The 14,084-nt window shown below is 42.4% G+C and carries 11 protein-coding genes and 3 pseudogenes; all 14 read left to right on the forward strand.

Going from position 1 to position 14,084, the window contains the following annotated elements; all coding sequences use genetic code 11:
• Positions 1 to 75 precede the first annotated feature (75 nt).
• Positions 76 to 642, forward strand: a complete 567-nt coding sequence (gene grpE / locus JNUCC1_RS16000) for a nucleotide exchange factor GrpE (protein WP_156646491.1) — start codon at positions 76 to 78, stop codon at positions 640 to 642.
• 29 nt (positions 643 to 671) lie between these two features.
• A pseudogene (gene dnaK, locus JNUCC1_RS16005) lies at positions 672 to 2,503 on the forward strand (molecular chaperone DnaK).
• Between the two features lie 203 nt (positions 2,504 to 2,706).
• Entirely contained in the window at positions 2,707 to 3,828 is a 1,122-nt protein-coding gene (gene dnaJ / locus JNUCC1_RS16010) for a molecular chaperone DnaJ (RefSeq protein ID WP_331713827.1), read from the forward strand.
• A 26-nt stretch (positions 3,829 to 3,854) separates the two neighbouring features.
• Complete coding sequence (gene prmA / locus JNUCC1_RS16015) at positions 3,855 to 4,793, forward strand: 50S ribosomal protein L11 methyltransferase (protein WP_156646493.1); 939 nt, start codon at positions 3,855 to 3,857, stop codon at positions 4,791 to 4,793.
• Positions 4,794 to 4,795: 2 nt separating this feature from the next.
• Complete coding sequence (locus tag JNUCC1_RS16020) at positions 4,796 to 5,560, forward strand: 16S rRNA (uracil(1498)-N(3))-methyltransferase (protein WP_156646495.1); 765 nt, start codon at positions 4,796 to 4,798, stop codon at positions 5,558 to 5,560.
• On the forward strand, positions 5,557 to 6,912 hold the full coding sequence (gene mtaB / locus JNUCC1_RS16025) for a tRNA (N(6)-L-threonylcarbamoyladenosine(37)-C(2))-methylthiotransferase MtaB (protein ID WP_156646497.1): 1,356 nt from the start codon (positions 5,557 to 5,559) through the stop codon (positions 6,910 to 6,912). The genes JNUCC1_RS16020 and mtaB overlap by 4 nt, the downstream gene beginning before the upstream one ends.
• A gap of 97 nt (positions 6,913 to 7,009) precedes the next feature.
• Positions 7,010 to 7,681, forward strand: coding sequence for a deoxyribose-phosphate aldolase (gene deoC / locus JNUCC1_RS16030; protein ID WP_156646499.1), 672 nt, complete (start codon positions 7,010 to 7,012; stop codon positions 7,679 to 7,681).
• Positions 7,682 to 7,788: 107 nt separating this feature from the next.
• Positions 7,789 to 7,962: a 30S ribosomal protein S21 gene (gene rpsU / locus JNUCC1_RS16035; RefSeq protein WP_015009841.1), complete on the forward strand. Its 174-nt coding sequence runs from the start codon at positions 7,789 to 7,791 to the stop codon at positions 7,960 to 7,962.
• A 16-nt stretch (positions 7,963 to 7,978) separates the two neighbouring features.
• A complete protein-coding gene (locus tag JNUCC1_RS16040) occupies positions 7,979 to 8,428 on the forward strand; it encodes a GatB/YqeY domain-containing protein (RefSeq protein WP_156646501.1) in 450 nt (149 codons plus the stop codon).
• A gap of 1,171 nt (positions 8,429 to 9,599) precedes the next feature.
• Positions 9,600 to 10,903, forward strand: a pseudogene (locus JNUCC1_RS16045) (NfeD family protein).
• A 26-nt stretch (positions 10,904 to 10,929) separates the two neighbouring features.
• A pseudogene (gene floA / locus JNUCC1_RS16050) lies at positions 10,930 to 11,924 on the forward strand (flotillin-like protein FloA).
• A gap of 20 nt (positions 11,925 to 11,944) precedes the next feature.
• Positions 11,945 to 12,448 (forward strand): hypothetical protein, encoded by a 504-nt coding sequence (locus JNUCC1_RS16055; RefSeq protein ID WP_156646503.1) that lies wholly within the window; start codon positions 11,945 to 11,947, stop codon positions 12,446 to 12,448.
• A gap of 110 nt (positions 12,449 to 12,558) precedes the next feature.
• A complete protein-coding gene (gene yqfC / locus JNUCC1_RS16060; protein ID WP_156646505.1) occupies positions 12,559 to 12,840 on the forward strand; it encodes a sporulation protein YqfC in 282 nt (93 codons plus the stop codon).
• Between the two features lie 30 nt (positions 12,841 to 12,870).
• The gene (gene yqfD / locus JNUCC1_RS16065; RefSeq protein ID WP_156646507.1) at positions 12,871 to 14,082 is read left to right on the forward strand and encodes a sporulation protein YqfD; all 1,212 of its coding nucleotides are present in this window, start codon (positions 12,871 to 12,873) and stop codon (positions 14,080 to 14,082) included.
• Positions 14,083 to 14,084 lie beyond the last annotated feature (2 nt).

Below are 14,084 nucleotides of genomic sequence, written 5' to 3' on the forward strand. Positions count from 1 at the left end.
TGCGTATCGGTTTATTTCGAGAACCGTTCATGATATAGTCTATCATGGCAAATGCTCATCAAGGAGGTGGCTTTAATGGAATCTGAACACACAAATGCTACAGAAAAAAATGAATCTGTTGAAAAGGATTCAGAAATACTTGAAGCAGAAGAAGTGGAACAAAATGAGGTTGAAGACGAACAAGTGGAAGCTCTGAAGTCTGAGCTGGTTTCGTTAAAAAACGAAAAGGATCAGCTGCAAGAACGGCTTCTTCGGGTTCAGGCTGAATTTGACAATTTTAAAAAACGTTCCCAGAAAGAAAAAGAAGCTGAACGTATGTATAAATCACAGGACTTGGCCCAAGAAATATTGCCGGTTCTTGACAATTTCAACCGTGCACTTGCGGTAGAGACAAACGAAGAAAACAAAAGCTTTTTAGAAGGCATGAACATGATCAACAATCAACTGGTTAATGCTTTGGAATCTGCAGGAGTTAAAGGCATTGATGCAGTGGGTGAACCATTTGACCCTAATCTCCATCATGCTGTCATGCAGGTGGAAGATGATCAGTACGAAGCGAACACAGTTGTGGAAGAACTGCAAAAAGGCTATATGCTAAAGGATCGCGTTATTAGACCTGCAATGGTCAAAGTTAATAATTAAATGAGTGTGGAGTCAAGGAGGAAATCATTATGAGCAAAATTATCGGAATTGATTTAGGTACTACAAACTCTTGTGTATCCGTCATGGAAGGCGGGGAGTCAGTTGTTATACCAAACCCGGAAGGTAATCGGACAACCCCTTCTGTAGTGGCATTTAAAAACGGAGAACGCCAGGTTGGCGAAGTTGCCAAGCGTCAGGCGATTACAAATCCAAACACAATACAGTCCATTAAGCGTCATATGGGGTCGGATTACAAAGTTGAAATAGAAGATAAAGAATATACCCCCAAGAAATTTCTGCTATTATTCTGCAGCATATCAAATCTTATGCCGAAGATTATATCGGTCAGACTGTGGAAAAAGCTGTTATCACAGTTCCAGCTTATTTTAACGATGCACAGCGTCAAGCAACAAAAGATGCGGGTAAAATTGCTGGTCTTGAAGTAGAACGGATTATCAACGAGCCAACAGCCGCAGCACTTGCATATGGCATTGATAAAGAAGATGAGGATCAAACCATCCTTGTTTACGACCTTGGTGGCGGTACATTTGACGTATCTATTCTGGATATCGGCGATGGTACCTTTGAAGTTGTTGCAACTGCCGGACAAAATGACCTTGGTGGTGACGATTTTGACAACGTCATTATCGACCATATGGTAGCAGAATTCAAAAAAGAAAATGGTCTCGATTTGTCTAAAGACAAAATGGCTGTACAACGGTTGAAAGATGCCGCTGAAAAAGCGAAAAAAGATCTTTCCGGTGTGACTCAAACACAGATTTCGTTGCCATTTATCACTGCTGGCGATGCAGGTCCGCTTCACCTAGAAATGACATTGTCCAGAGCGAAATTTGAAGAACTATCTTCAGATCTCGTAGAACGTACGATGATTCCTACTCGTAAGGCGATCAAGGATTCAGGTCTGTCCATGAACGATATACAGAAAGTATTGCTTGTCGGCGGTTCCACTCGTATTCCGGCCGTTCAAGAAGCAATTAAGAAAGAAACTGGTAAAGAACCTTCGAAAGGTGTTAACCCTGATGAAGTAGTTGCTCTTGGTGCAGCAATCCAGGGTGGCGTTCTGCAAGGTGATGTCAAAGACGTACTGCTTCTTGACGTAACGCCTTTATCACTCGGTATTGAAACAATGGGTGGTGTGTTCACGAAGCTTATCGAACGAAACACAACAATCCCAACAAGTCATTCACAGGTGTTCTCAACAGCTGCTGATAATCAGACAGCCGTAGATATCCATGTCATGCAAGGTGAGCGTGAAATGGCTGCTGATAACAAAACGCTCGGACGTTTTCAGCTCGCGGATATTCCACCAGCACCAAGAGGGATTCCACAAATTGAAGTATCATTCGATATTGATGCTAATGGTATTGTAAATGTTCGCGCCAAAGACAAAGGAACCAATAAAGAACAGTCGATTACCATTAAGTCATCCTCTGGTCTTTCTGATGATGAAGTCGACCGCATGGTGAAAGAAGCAGAAGAAAACGCTGAAGAAGACAAAAAGCGCCGTGAGGAAGTTGATCTCAGAAACGAAGCTGATCAAATGATCTTCACAACTGAAAAGACACTTAAAGATCTTGGCGATAAAGTGACTGATGAAGAAAAGCAAAAAGCCGAATCAGCCAAAGATGAGCTGAAAACAGCGCTTGAAGGCGACGACCTTGACGAAATCAAAGCCAAGAAAGAAGCACTTGAAGAACAAGTTCAGCAACTTTCTGTAAAACTGTATGAACAAATGCAGCAGGAAAATCAGGGTGCTGAAGAAAGTGCAGAAAATAGTGATGAAGATGTCGTTGATGCTGATTATCAAGAAGTAGATGACGAAGAAAGCGACAAGAAGTAAACACTTTAAAAAGTCAAAGTCAGGATCCCCTTGACTTTGACTTTTTTACTGTATCCAACCCTTCTCATAAAAAAACTTTTTTGTTTTAAGTCATGTAACAAACTTAATGTATATGTAGGCAGACAAAGCATTAGTTGCTATGAAGTGTGTGTTAGTGATATTATGAAACCTATGCAATAGTGGATCGGGAGAGTGATTTAATAGTGAGTAAGCGTGATTATTATGACGTTCTCGGTGTGGAACAAGACGCATCGAAAGAAGATATAAAAAAGGCATACCGAAAGCTGGCCAGAAAATATCACCCAGATGTGAACAAAGAAGAAAACGCCGCTGACAAGTTTAAAGAAGTAAAAGAAGCTTATGAAGTGCTGAGTGATGAGCAAAAACGTACACAGTATGATCAATTTGGGCATGCCGGAACAGATAACCAAGGTTTTGGCGGCTTTGGTGGCGCCCAGGACTTTGGCGGTTTCGGTGACATTTTTGACATGTTTTTCGGAGGTGGGGGCAGAAGACAAGACCCGAACGCCCCGAGACAGGGTGCTGATTTGCAATATACAATCACACTTGACTTTGAAGAAGCAATTTTTGGTAAGGAAGCCGACATAAGGATACCGCGGGAAGAAGAATGTGACACTTGTCAGGGTTCCGGTGCTAAACCAGGAACACAGACTAAAACGTGTGGCCATTGTAATGGCTCTGGTCAGTTAAATACGGAACAATCAACCCCATTTGGAAAAGTTGTGAACAGGCGTGTGTGTCATTATTGTAATGGTACAGGCACAATTATTCCGGAAAAATGTAGCACGTGCGGTGGAGCAGGTCGTGTTAAAAAACATAAACAAATTCACATTTCCATCCCTGCTGGTATTGACGAAGGGCAACAAATTCGTGTAACCGGGAAAGGTGAATCCGGTATTAATGGAGGGCCGCCGGGAGACTTGTTTGTCGGTGTGCGTATCCAGCCACATGACTTTTTCGAACGAGATGGCGATCATATATACTGTGAACTGCCATTAACTTTCGCTCAGGCAGCTCTGGGAGATGAGGTTGAAGTACCTACAGTTCATGGGAATGTTAAATTGAAAATCCCTTCAGGTACACAAACCGGTAAAACATTTCGACTAAAAGGGAAAGGTGTACCAAATGTTCATGGTATGGGTCATGGCGATCAGCACATCCAAATTCGTATTGTGACACCGACAAAATTATCCGAACGGCAAAAAGACCTGTTGCGGGAGTTTAATGAAATTGGCGGTCACGATACTACAGAAGAACAACATTCTTTCTTCCAGCGATTTAAAAATGCATTTAAAGGTGAGTAACCTTGAAAAAGAAATGAGTGGGTCTGATGAAATGGAATGAAGTAGCTGTCAATACAAATAGAGAAGCGGTCGAAGCAGTTAGCCATACCTTTCATGAAATAGGGGCAAGCGGCGTATCAATTGAAGACCCGCTTGATATGATTAAAGATCGAGATTCCCTTTTTGGTGAAATCTATGAACTGAATCCGGGTGATTACCCCGAAAAGGGGGTCAATGTTAAGGCGTATTTCCCCGAGGACTTTGATTTGAAGACGGCAACACAACAGCTCAATACATCATTACAGAATCTAAAAGCCTTTTTTGATATTGGAAATGGCTCCATTACAATCAAGGAAATGGATGAAACTGACTGGGCGACCGCCTGGAAGGCTTATTATAAACCAGTAAAAGTCTCTGATAAAATTGTCATTGTACCAACATGGGAAACGTATATACCTGAGGAAGGCGAAATCATTCTGGAGCTGGATCCTGGCATGGCGTTCGGCACGGGTACACATCCGACAACTCAATTATGCATTCGAATGCTTGAGTCATATGTAGAACAGGGGCAAAAAGTTATTGATGTTGGCTGTGGGTCAGGGGTTTTAAGTATTGCCTCAGTGTTACTAGGGGCGGGCTCAGTTCATGCTCTGGACCTGGATGATGTTGCAGTAAGCAGTACCAGAAACAACCTGGACTTAAATGGTTTTCTAGATCATGTTCGTGTTGAGCAAGGCAACTTGCTTGAAAAAACGCATCTTTGCGCTGATATTATTGTGTCTAATATACTCGCCGAGGTTATTGTGCAATTTACAGACGATGCATGGGATAAACTTGAAACGGATGGTTTGTTTATTGTTTCAGGTATTATCATGGAAAAGAAAGCGATGGTAATAGATGCTTTGACTGTGGCCGGATTTGTAATAAAAGAAGTGGCTGAAATGGAAGACTGGGTATCTATTTGTGCCCAAAAGAAGCAGGTGTAAATATGCAGCGTTATTTTGTGCCAGAGTCAAGCTGGCGAAACGATAAAATACTCATTAAGCAAGATGACGCCCATCATATTGCCCGAGTAATGCGTATGGATACTGGAGATACCATTGTTTGTGTTGATCCTGGAGGCCATGCGGCTTTGTGTAAGATTGAAACGGTTGCTCAACAGCAAGTGGTGTGCGCACTTGTTGAGTGGATGGAACAAACCCCGGAACTCCCTGTTGACATTACGATCGTCCAAGGGCTCGCGAAAGGCGATAAGATGGAATACGTTCTGCAAAAAGGAACGGAAATGGGTGCATCTGGTTTCATTCCTTTTCAAGCAGCACGTTCTGTTGTTAAATGGGATCAGCAAAAGGCACACAAGAAACTAAATCGTTATGAAAAAATTGTTAAGGAATCCGCAGAGCAGTCCCACCGGACACGGATTCCGGTCATACATAACCCAATGGAATTACAAGACATTATCAATGTCTCTGGCGACTATGACGTCACTATGTTAGCATATGAAGAAGAAGCAAAGATTAAATCTCGACATGCGGCTCTTTCCGGGATTATTCAAGAACTGGAACCTGGAAAAAAGCTCTTGGTCGTTATTGGGCCAGAAGGTGGGCTGACTCTAGAAGAAGCAAATGAAATGCAAAAAAACGGATTTCTTGCCGTTCGAACTGGTCCGCGTATATTACGCACAGAAACAGCAGCTCTTTATATTTTAGCTGCTGTAAGTTACCATTTAGAAGAATTGAGGTGTCAATCATGACAACAGTTGCTTTCCATACACTTGGCTGTAAAGTCAATCACTATGAAACAGAAGGCATTTGGAATATGTTCAAAGCAAATGGGTATGAGCGGGTGGATTTTGAAAAACAGGCTGATATTTATGTAATCAATACATGCACAGTCACAAATACTGGTGACAAGAAAAGCAGGCAGGTCATACGCAGAGCAGTTCGAAAAAACCCTGAGTCAGTTGTCTGTGTGACGGGATGTTATGCCCAAACATCACCTGGTGAAATCATGGAAATTCCCGGCGTTGACGTAGTTGTCGGCACTCAGAACCGAAAAGAAATGATCGGCTATATTGAAGAACATATGAAAACACGACAGCCCATCAATGGTGTCGCAAACATTATGAAAAACCGTACGTTTGAAGAAATGGACGTACCGGCATTTACCGATCGTACCCGGGCATCCTTAAAGATACAGGAAGGTTGTAATAATTTCTGTACCTTCTGCATTATCCCCTGGTCCAGAGGGTTATTACGGTCGCGGGATCCAGAGAATGTATTGAAGCAAGCGAGACAGCTTGTTGAGGCTGGTTATAAAGAGATTGTGCTTACAGGCATTCATACAGCAGGCTATGGTGAAGATATGAAAGATTATAATTTTGCCAACCTGCTTTATGATTTGGAACATAAAGTGGAAGGACTCAAGCGCATTCGAATTTCTTCAATTGAAGCCAGTCAAATTACAGATGAAGTGATTGATATCCTTGACCAATCAAAGAAAATTGTCCGGCATTTGCATATTCCGCTTCAGGCTGGCTCTGACTCTGTGCTTAAACGTATGCGTCGTAAATACTCCACAGCATATTACCGTGAAAAGATTGAAAAGATCCGTCAAGCTTTACCCGATTTAGCGATTACATCAGATGTAATTGTCGGTTTTCCAGGCGAGACAGATAAAGAATTTAATGAAACCTATCAATTTATTGAAGACCTTGGCTACGCTGAATTGCATGTATTTCCATTTTCACGCAGAACCGGCACACCTGCCGCACGCATGGACAACCAAGTCGATAACGATACAAAAAATGATCGGGTGCATCAAATGATCACATTGTCAGAAAAACTTGCCATGCAATATGCTAAACAGTTTGAGAATGAATTGCTTGAAGTGATACCAGAAGAACATTCCGAAGACCCAGATGAACCCAACATGCTGATTGGTTACACCGATAATTATCTGAAAGTGAAATTTGAAGGTACGCCCGATATGATCGGACAAATTGTTCGCATTAAGTTATTGAAAGTAGACTATCCAATTAATGAAGGACAATTTGTGCGCATAATGGACGAAGCAACGAATCAGCCTATATCAGCACAGTCATAAAGAAAACCGGCGCTTGCCGGTTTTCTTTATGCAACAGATGGAAAGAAGTGCTATGATAGATATGAATAAGAACTTACATACAGAGAGGACGTTATACATGCAAAAGGAACTTGCTAAGTACATTGATCACACCGCATTAAAACCAGGTACAACTTCAAACGAGATCGATCAGTTAGTTCAAGAAGCTGCAAAATACGAATTTGCTTCAGTTTGCATAAACCCTTATTGGGTGAAAAGATGTTATGATCAATTAAAAAACACATCGGTAAAAGTGTGTACGGTTATCGGTTTTCCTTTGGGTGCCACAGCTACGGAAGCTAAAGCATTTGAAGTGAAAACAGCCATCGAACATGGTGCTACTGAAGTCGATATGGTCATCAATGTCGGAGAACTGAAAGCCGGCCATGATGAAAACGTCCAAACCGATATTGCCGAGGTGGTAAAAGCCGCTAAAAATCAGGCGCTGGTTAAAGTCATTATCGAAACATCTTTATTAACTGAAGAAGAAAAAATTCGTGCCTGTCAATTGTCGAAAGCAGCAGGAGCCGATTTTGTTAAAACTTCAACAGGCTTTTCAGGGGGAGGCGCGACAGCTGAAGATATTAAGCTGATGCGTGCTACAGTAGGACCGGAGATGGGCGTCAAAGCTTCTGGAGGCGTGCGCGATAGAGAAACAGCACTTGCTATGATAGAAAATGGTGCGACACGAATCGGTGCCAGTGCAGGTATTGCTATCGTAGAAGGTGGAACTGGAGAATCAACTTATTAAACAGAATAGTGTTGACCATGTTAGATTCATATATTATAATAACATAAGCATATAAGTTCATATGCTATGAAGAAATTGGCTGTTGCTTCGGAGGGAGGGAAATTAGCATGTCAAATACAACTCGCGTTCGTAAAAACGAGTCTCTTGAAGATGCTCTTCGTCGCTTTAAGCGTAATGTATCAAAAAGTGGTACATTATCTGAATATCGCAAGCGTGAATACTATGAAAAGCCCAGTGTTCGCCGCAAGAAGAAATCAGAGGCTGCCAGAAAGCGCAAATAAAGGGTGCTGAACATTTATGACATTGTTGGAAGAATTGAATCAGGATATGAAACAGGCAATGAAAGATAAAGACAAAGAAAAGTTGAGCGTCATTCGTATGGTGAAAGCTTCATTGCAAAATGAGGCAATTAACACCGGGAAAGATTCTCTTTCCAAAGAAGAAGAGCTCACAATACTCTCAAGAGAATTGAAGCAACGAAAAGATTCCCTCCAGGAGTTTAAAAATGCAGGACGAGATGATCTGGTTGAAAAGCTCGATAAAGAAATTCAAATCCTGACAAAATACATGCCTGAACAACTTTCTCCTGAAGAATTGGATCTAATGGTTCAACAAACCATCGAAGAAGTTAATGCAACTTCACCAAAAGACATGGGGAAAGTCATGAGCGCCATCATGCCGAAAACAAAAGGCAAAGCTGACGGTGCCCTGGTTAACCAACTGGTACAAAAGCATTTAAAACAATGAAACATAAAAAGTCCTTGCAATCACCATCAGCAAGGACTTTTTTTATGCATTTAACCTGCAAATGCTTCACAAAATCCGTAAACTGCGAACTAACTTAAGACTGCCACTGGCAACCGCTCGGGGAAAACACTCCGCGTCCAGCGGGCGCTGCTGAGCCTCGGGCCCACAGGATGTGGGTCATGAAGGCGTTGCGACAGGACGTCGCGGTTTTAGCCTTCCTTCCCCTCTGACGACCTCCGGGGTCTCACCGAGGCTTTGCATCCCGCAGGAGTCTTCGCGTTTTTCCCCGAGCTGATTGAGAAGTGTTCACCTTTCTTCTTGCTTTTGTGGGTAGAATAGTTGAAAGTGTGAATGGGCATATAGGGATTGAAAAAAACATAAACGGAAATAAATCTCATAAGTAAGCCGAGATTATGACTAATAAGGAATCATACCTAACAGTGTGCGGCCCTAGAAGTGTTCACGTCCATACTTGATTTCTTAATTAGAACCGTCCAAGCCACTGAAAAACATAAAGTGATTGGAGCGGAGGGAAGTCGACTCCTGCGGGAACAGCACGAGTCCGAAGACCCCACAGCGAGTACATTAAGGAGGGTCGACTAAAACCGCCCTTTGCGGGCAACGTCGACATACCCCTTGCCGGGGCAAGGAGGCTGAGGCCGTGCCCGCGGCTAGAAGACACTGTGAAAGTGGTTTTCTTGAACAGATGTCGCACTTGAGCTGTGATAAAGTTAAAGCGACTTCCCGCAGCGGAAATCACGATGCTCTTACAAACATGTTGGTGTTTTGCTTTGCTATATTGGAAATTCTATGTGTTGTAATCGGCATTTTTGAAGTACATATCGGCGTTTTTAACTCATATATCGAAAAATCACATGAAATTACTATACGAGTCGCATCCTAAAACTTCACAGGCCAGAAGTCTTAAGTTTGTTTTTCATTAGTTCGCAGTTTGTATCTACTATGTAATATGGAATTGGGTTTTGGAATTTGTTATGGTTTCTTTACTTGATGTAAAAAGATATACTGTGTTTAGTTTGGGGGTAAAACATGAGGAGAAATGTGATCTTATGATATAATTAATGAAACCATTTTCAATGACAATCGTATAAACGGTTAACGGAGGGGGTGATGAGTGGTGAGTAAAAAAAGAAAGTTCAGGTCGGTTGTGATGATCTTACTGGTTGTTGCGATTGCATCTATTCAATTTACTACACTGGTTCTCGCTGATAACAGCGGTAGCGGTAAAAAAGTGTATGTGATCCCCGTTAAAGATGAAGTAGAACGCGGGCTTGAAGCATTTTTAGAGCGAGCGACCAAGGAAGCAAAAGAAGCTTCTGCAGACCACATCATTTTTGAAATCGATACACCTGGAGGACGCGTTGATGCAGCCGGCAATATCGCAAATATCCTTCAGAAGCTGGATATACCAACAACAGCATTTGTGATCAACCGTGCACTTTCAGCCGGATCCTATATTGCACTCTATGCAGACGAAATCTATATGACGCCTCAAGCTACGATGGGCGCAAGCGGCATCATTAATCAGGACGGCACTGCAGCTGATAAAAAGGCACAGTCTGCTTGGATTGCGGCTATGGAAGGGGCTGCAGAGGCGAAAGAACGTGACCCACTATATGCACGTGCTATGGCAGATGCATCTGTTGACCTTCCGGAATATGATGCGCCAAAAGGCGAATTTCTTACATTAACGCCTTCCAAAGCTGTTGAAGTCGAATATGCAGAGGGAGTCGTCAAACATCGTACAGCATTGCTTAATGAATTAGGACTCTCTGGTGCTGAAATTCATGAAGTAGAACAAACGACTGCAGAAGGCATTGCGAGATTTCTCACCAATCCTGTCGTCATACCAATTCTCTTATCTGTCGCAAGCCTTGGCCTTGTTGTTGAGTTATATTCACCAGGTTTTGGTGTGCCGGGTATTATGGGACTTATAGCTCTCGTACTGTTTTTCTATGGTCATATTATTGCCGGACTCGCTGGAATGGAATCCGTTATATTGCTCATATTGGGTATTGCACTCATTATTGCAGAGTTTTTTGTACCTGGTGGCATTGTTGGCTTACTAGGTGTTGGGGCAGTACTTGGCGCCTTGCTAATGGCTGGTTATGATTTAGGGCATATGGCAATGAGTGTGGGAATAGCCTTTATCGTATCTGTTGTGGCTGCCGTTATCTTATTTAAGACGATGGGGCTTAATAAGGGATTGTTTAGACACATTGTCTTGCAGGAGCGAACTACGACTGAAGAGGGTTATGTATCCAGTGTCAGCCGACTGGAGCTCATAGGTCTGGAAGGTGTTACACAAACACCGCTACGGCCTGCGGGGACTGCCCTTTTTGATGACGAACGACTTGACGTTGTTTCCGAAGGGGGTTTGTCGAACAGAATAAGAAGGTTAAAATTGTGAAAACAGAAGGCATGCGTATTGTCGTTAGGCCTATGGGAGACTAAATACATACTTTAGAGGAGGAAAATAAATGGAATTTGAACAAGTGTTAACATTGATTATTATTGCAGCGATCTTAATTGTTATAGCTGTATTATTCACCTTTATTCCTGTAATGCTTTGGATCAGTGCTCTTGCTGCAGGTGTAAAAGTCGGTATTTTTCAACTTGTGGGTATGCGCCTGAGACGTGTTATCCCCTCTCGTGTAATTAATCCGCTCATCAAAGCGTACAAAGCAGGTTTGGATGTTAAGACAAACCAGCTTGAGAGTCACTATTTGGCGGGTGGTAACGTTGACAGAGTGGTCAATGCTTTGATTGCTGCGCACAGGGCTAACATTACCCTTACTTTTGAACGGGCAGCAGCGATTGACCTAGCCGGTCGTGATGTTCTTGAAGCCGTTCAGATGAGTGTTAACCCGAAAGTCATTGAAACACCGTTTATTGCAGGTATTGCCATGGACGGGATTGAGGTTAAAGCTAAAGCACGTATTACTGTAAGAGCCAATATTGACCGCCTTGTCGGTGGTGCCGGTGAAGAAACCGTCATTGCTCGTGTTGGTGAAGGGTCGTCAGTACCATTGGTAGTTCTGAAACACATAAGAAGGTACTGGAAAATCCAGATTCCATTTCACACAATGTATTAAGTAAAGGCCTAGATGCCGGAACAGCCTTCGAAATTTTATCCATCGATATTGCGGATGTGGATATCGGCAAGAACATCGGGGCGATGCTTCAGACAGATCAGGCTGAGGCAGATAAGAATATTGCTCAGGCTAAAGCCGAAGAACGTCGTGCGATGGCTGTTGCAAAAGAACAAGAAATGCTTGCCCGCGTTGAAGAAATGCGCGCGTATGTTGTTGAGGCAGAGGCAGAGGTGCCAAAAGCATTGGCAGAAGCATTACGTTCCGGCAATATGGGTGTTATGGATTATATGAATTACAAAAACATTGATGCTGATACAGATATGCGTGATTCCATTGGCAAACTAAGCAGTGATGATAATGATGAAGACGATCAACAATAAGCTGAATTGGAGGTTATGCCATGGATGGGCTCTTTGAATTTCTGTCGGCAAACTTTGTTGTAGTCATTGCGCTGGTTATAGGGCTTATGGGATTCCTGAAAGACAGATCTGACAAGCAGGAGGATGAAAGAAAGCGGCAAACAGCGTCACCTACGAGACGGCAATCATGGCCTGACTCAACCCCTTCCGGTCCAACCCAGGTTGAAAGACCGGATGCTGATATGAGACAAACAGCTATAGAATTATATCAACAGTCTCAAAGGGATGCGTTGGCAAAACGGATGCGCGTTGATCCAGCCGAAACAGAGAACCTCCAGCAAGAAGAAGTCGTTTCTGCTTCGAAATTCAGATCGGCTGATCGATCTGAAACAAATCAGGAGAAGCAAGCATTAAAAAGACAGTTTAAAAACCATTTAACGAAAAAAGGAATCGTAAATGGGATTGTTATGTCAGAAGTACTTGGTCGACCCAGAGCGCATAAGCCATATCAAAGCGTTACAAAAGAACGAATGGATCGGATATGATCTTCTCATGAAAGCCACTAACAGGCTGAACAATGCCTGTTAGTGGCTTTTTTTGTTCTTAAAAACTGTATCTTTTCATAAGTATGTAATGGGAGAGAGGGGGTTTTCATTTGAAAAAATGGCAGCAGTTTAAACCATGGCTCAATCAACATTTGGATCTTCCGTCAGATACACTGCTGGAAGTCCCCCGGATTACTGCAATTGGACAATTCCACGTTTACATAGAAAATCATAAAGGTTTAATCCTTTACACCGATCAAAAACTGGTTCTTAAATCAGATCAGGGGGAGATCCAAATTACAGGTCAGGGATTTGTTATAAAAATGATGCTTCCGGAAGAATTATTGCTTGAAGGTCAGATCGAAAGTATTCAATTCATTGAAACGCCTTAGATATCATTCTAAAGAGAAAGTAGGGAAAACATGCGGCAGATACAAGCAACATTTTTGACAGGGTATGTGACGATCCGAGTCTATGGCGGATATCCTGAACGGTTTTTCCAAAAACTATCCCTAAACGGTATACAGATATGGGATGTTAAAAAAGAACAAGAGATGGTCTGTACCGGGAAGATGCGCTTAAATGATGTAAAACGAATGCGGTCTTTTAGAAGGGGCACCCACTACAAAGTATCTTTCCAAGATAAAAAAGGATTGCCGATTATGATCAATAATATATTGCGTAAACGTGCACTTGTCATAGCGCTTGTGATGAGTGCAGCACTCGTGTTTATTTTATCTAACATGGTTTGGAAAATTGAGATCAATAACGTCTCAAAAGAACTGGAAGAAAAGATTGACACCTCGCTGTCCAAGTACGGTATACGCGAGGGGAGCTGGGCATTGTCCCTTGATGCTCCAAATGTGATCCAGCGGAAGCTTATTGAAGATATTCCGGATTTGTTGTGGATTGGTGTGTCAAAAAAAGGGACAACCTATTTCTTTGAAGGTGTGGAGAAAATAGTGGTTGAAGAGGAAGAAGCCCCATCCCCACGGAATTTGATCGCCAGTAAAAATGGTGTGATCGAGAACATGTATGTGTCCAAGGGGCTTCCGCTTGTACATGTTAATGATTTTGTGAATAAAGGAGATCTTCTTGTAGCGGGAGAGTTGCAGTTTGGTGAAGAAGATGATGAAGAGGATAGCGCGCCCAAAAGTAAAGTCGCTGCGGATGGTGAAATTATAGCCAGAACATGGTATAAAACAACGGTAACTGTGCCTATGAAAACAAATACAGAAAAATTGACAGGTGAACACAAACGGCAGTATGCCCTTAAGTTTGGCGAGACGAAACTTCCAATATGGGGCTTTAAAAAACCGGATTATCAAACAATGCACCAAGATATTCAAGAGCACCCGTTATATTTTTTAAAGTGGAAACTCCCAATTACTTTCCAAAAGACCATCATCAGCGAAACAGAGCAAAAAACTGAAACAAGAACACGTGATGAGGCCATGCAAATCGGAAAAAAACAGGCCACTAAAGAATTGCAACTCCAGCTTGGTCCAAAAGCAGAGATTGTATCAAGTAAAGTTTTGCATGAATCTGTCGGGCGTGGTAAAGTTAAACTAATCATATATTTAACTGTAAAAGAAGATATAACTGAAACACAACCCCTAACTCAAGGAGATTGATT

The organism is Lentibacillus sp. JNUCC-1 (assembly GCF_009741735.1).
Taxonomy (GTDB): domain Bacteria; phylum Bacillota; class Bacilli; order Bacillales; family Amphibacillaceae; genus Lentibacillus_B.

Coding starts and splice junctions, on each gene's coding strand:
- JNUCC1_RS16020 (WP_156646495.1), top strand. CDS start 4,796: ATGCAGCGTTATTTTGTGCCAGAGTCAAGCTGGCGAAACGATAAAATA.
- yqfD (WP_156646507.1), top strand. CDS start 12,871: ATGCGGCAGATACAAGCAACATTTTTGACAGGGTATGTGACGATCCGA.
- JNUCC1_RS16040 (WP_156646501.1), top strand. CDS start 7,979: ATGACATTGTTGGAAGAATTGAATCAGGATATGAAACAGGCAATGAAA.
- mtaB (WP_156646497.1), top strand. CDS start 5,557: ATGACAACAGTTGCTTTCCATACACTTGGCTGTAAAGTCAATCACTAT.
- rpsU (WP_015009841.1), top strand. CDS start 7,789: ATGTCAAATACAACTCGCGTTCGTAAAAACGAGTCTCTTGAAGATGCT.
- JNUCC1_RS16055 (WP_156646503.1), top strand. CDS start 11,945: ATGGATGGGCTCTTTGAATTTCTGTCGGCAAACTTTGTTGTAGTCATT.
- grpE (WP_156646491.1), top strand. CDS start 76: ATGGAATCTGAACACACAAATGCTACAGAAAAAAATGAATCTGTTGAA.
- prmA (WP_156646493.1), top strand. CDS start 3,855: ATGAAATGGAATGAAGTAGCTGTCAATACAAATAGAGAAGCGGTCGAA.
- deoC (WP_156646499.1), top strand. CDS start 7,010: ATGCAAAAGGAACTTGCTAAGTACATTGATCACACCGCATTAAAACCA.